This window comes from Atribacter sp., from assembly GCF_035418125.1.
GTDB classification, from domain to species: Bacteria; Atribacterota; Atribacteria; order Atribacterales; family Atribacteraceae; genus Atribacter; species Atribacter allofermentans.
On record NZ_DAOLQM010000256.1, the window covers coordinates 1 to 3,049 of the forward strand.

Here is a 3,049-nt window from a genome sequence, read left to right on the forward strand (position 1 = left end):
GATCCATTGTTCCTTTCCTAACGAAAGGTTAGTGGTGGATCTTACACAATTACCAAAAATTAAACCTAGGACTGTTAGGGCATGGATCAAACAGGGGAAAATTAAAGCGTTTTATATTGGTGATTTAGTTAGAATTCACGAAGATGACATTCAGTCATTTATTACAGAATCAAGGAAACTAGACTCCTAAAAAGAATAGTATTCACTCATTTTAGTTCTAATTAGTTGCTCTGATACATGCTCATGATAAGTTACTTCAATTAATTTTATTCCAATTTCTTCACAAAGATTTCTTTTTAATTTATCCCTTAATTTCAATTTATCAAGTGATTTTTTTCCTCCAAAATGCTTGAATGGTTTAAAATGTTGAATGCCTTGATATTCAAAACCAATTTTTAGTTCTTCAATGAAAACATCAATTTCAAGCCCTTTTAAAAAATCTGGTCGATAATGATGAATAATATGAAATTCTGGAAACATAGATTTTAATGTATTATAGAGAATCGTTTCATTTACCCAGGCTTCCCCCACCTTTTTAAAACCAAATTTTATTCTAGCGTTATTTTCAGCAAATTTTAAAACTCTTCTTTTTATTTTTGAATTTATGATGTCATCTAGTTTAAAATGTAAAATTTCTGGAAATGAGTTACATTTTTCGATTGGTTCTTCGTCAAGCAATTCAAATAATTCATCTGGGCAAATCTGTGTATTAATACGAATAATACCAGGATCAACACAAATTTGGATTCCTAACTCATATGCCTCTTTTTTAATGTACCACCCATAATTCTGCTTAAAAGAGCCCCCATACATTTCATGGCAATATCGAAGATTCGGAGTTTTCTTATTACACTCATGGCATAAATTATCTTTAAAAATAAATTGGTTAATAATGTCTTCATTTCCCTTAATTTTAGCATTAATTAATGTTTTTACAAATTTTAATGGGAAATCCGAAGATGAAATAAAATACCTCTTTTCAGGAATTGTTTGATACCCTATCGGATGTTCAGAAAGTCGAAATTTTATATAACTTTGAATTGCCTCTTTACAGCATGAACAAAATGTAATTTTTTTGTTTAAATCTTCTTGAAATGCAAAAAATGCACCATAAAAACCTGGATATAACACATAAGGATATGGTAATTTTTCTATTTCGATAATTTCATTTTTAAACGCCACCTCTTTCTTAAGATTATTATTTTTCATTTAATTTATCAGTGACTTCCGGTAGAGTGTTATTTTTTGGGGGTTTTTATTTAATCGAGAGGGTTCTTACCAATTTTCAAAATTATTTTCCCATTATCCCTTTAACCCGTTCTCTTTTCTCCTGTGACTTCTCCAACCATGGGGTTGCTGTAGAGAGATACCCTAATGCTCCGAAGGATCCTGCATCCTGAACTTTTGAGAGGTCAACACATGCCATCCTAAGATCGCTCAAGCCTCCGAGATAGTCCTGTTTTGCCGTTGCATATTTCTGGGATACTTGGATGGCCGAGATTGCGTTGTAGTGCCGGTCAATAGTGTCGATCATAGCCTTCGATTTCTCGGACATGGCTTTTACGTCGACATTAAGGGATCCCTCTGGACCCATGGCTGTGCGCATCTGATTCCCATATTCAATCACATCGTGCTCGGATGCCTCCCACGCTTTCCTGAACTCATCATCAGGGTTACCACCCGTGCACCCCGAGAGCGCGATAGCTAAAATTAGCGATATAAAAAGAAGGATGTGGATAGTTTTCATATTGTAGTACTAATATTAGAACAGAAATAAATAGGTTGTGTAATATAACCAATGGTCACAGGATGGGATCTGAACTTAAGTATACTGGAGTTTTTACAAAAAGAAGCTCCGGGCCGTGAAGGTCGGCCGGGAATACCGGATCACTGAGTCAGCAATAAATGATATTATAAATTAAAAAAAAGCATTTTAATAAAACTTTTATAAGTGTCCAGGTTCTTCCTCGCTACTGAACGCTTTTTAAAAGTGTTGTTTATACATGGCGACTTATATCGCCATATATATTAGTTTAATAGCCAACAGCTTGCGCACCATATACAGCTTGCTGGTGTGTAAATCCTTCGTATTCGAGTTGTTTAATTAATCCATCTCGTGAAAAAGCCATTAATCTTAAATAGTCTTTAGCTTTTAATGCTGCTTGCTCATTCCAGTCAGCACCAGATTGATCTACTCCATATACAGCTTGCTGGTGTGTAAATCCTTCGTATTCGAGTTGTTTAATTAATCCATCTCGTGAAAAAGCCATTAATCTTAAATAGTCTTTAGCTTTTAATGCTGCTTGCTCATTCCAGTCAGCACCAGATTGATCTACTCCATATACAGCTTGCTGGTGTGTAAATCCTTCGTATTCGAGTTGTTTAATTAATCCATCTCGTGAAAAAGGCATGACTCTTAAGTAATCTAATGCCTTCCTTGCTGCATTATTTTCGCCCAATGTTATCTTATCCGGCTTTTCTCCTGCAATTGGTGCCGGCGTCGATACAGGTGTGGTTAGCGTCGATACAGGTGCGGTTGGCGTCTTTGGGTTTGATGTACATCCCGTAATCCCGATTACTGCAATTAAAAGAAGTCCGGTTATGAAAAAGACCACTAGTCTCTTCATGGTATGGACTATGTTACACGGTTCGATAAAGATTGCTGATGTTCTGGGTGGTGATTCCCAACCCGGGAAGATTTTTTTATAAAGCCCCGAAAAAAAACGATCCTCATAGAAGCGCTGTAGCGGCAATTCTCACCTGTGATCATACAATGATACCCCACCATGAAAAAAACGCGAATATGACCCCTCAAAAAACACCATTATAACCTTTTTTCACCGTCTGTAAGTGGTAGAGGCATTGAACTATGCTTTCCAAAACTCCGGGCTGAGGCATTTTGAATAAGGGTTCGCATTCTCCTTTTTTTTTCGTCTTGTTTGATGTCTTCCGGTAACACTATCGGGACGAAACTAACCCTTTCAAACCATCATTGAATAGTGGATGGAAGAATACTATGACCAGGCGTGTTGGTTCTCTTTCTCCCACC

4 protein-coding genes are annotated in these 3,049 nt (G+C 36.4%); 1 reads left to right on the forward strand and 3 read right to left on the reverse strand.

Going from position 1 to position 3,049, the window contains the following annotated elements; genetic code table 11:
• Positions 1-190: helix-turn-helix domain-containing protein (locus PLK24_RS10135; RefSeq protein WP_324478786.1), on the forward strand; the 190-nt coding region annotated here is incomplete at its 5' end.
• Here the strand turns inward: PLK24_RS10135 and PLK24_RS10140 are convergent.
• The 3 genes from PLK24_RS10140 to PLK24_RS10150 all read right to left on the reverse strand — a co-directional run bounded on the left by PLK24_RS10140 (position 187) and on the right by PLK24_RS10150 (position 2,627).
• On the reverse strand, positions 187-1,209 hold the full coding sequence (locus PLK24_RS10140) for a PDDEXK family nuclease (RefSeq protein WP_324478787.1): 1,023 nt from the start codon (positions 1,207-1,209) through the stop codon (positions 187-189). The two genes, PLK24_RS10135 and PLK24_RS10140, sit on opposite strands and share 4 nt — an antisense overlap.
• A gap of 82 nt (positions 1,210-1,291) precedes the next feature.
• Positions 1,292-1,606, reverse strand: a complete 315-nt coding sequence (locus tag PLK24_RS10145; protein ID WP_324478788.1) for a hypothetical protein — start codon at positions 1,604-1,606, stop codon at positions 1,292-1,294.
• 427 nt (positions 1,607-2,033) lie between these two features.
• A complete protein-coding gene (locus PLK24_RS10150; RefSeq protein WP_324478791.1) occupies positions 2,034-2,627 on the reverse strand; it encodes an Ltp family lipoprotein in 594 nt (197 codons plus the stop codon).
• Positions 2,628-3,049 lie beyond the last annotated feature (422 nt).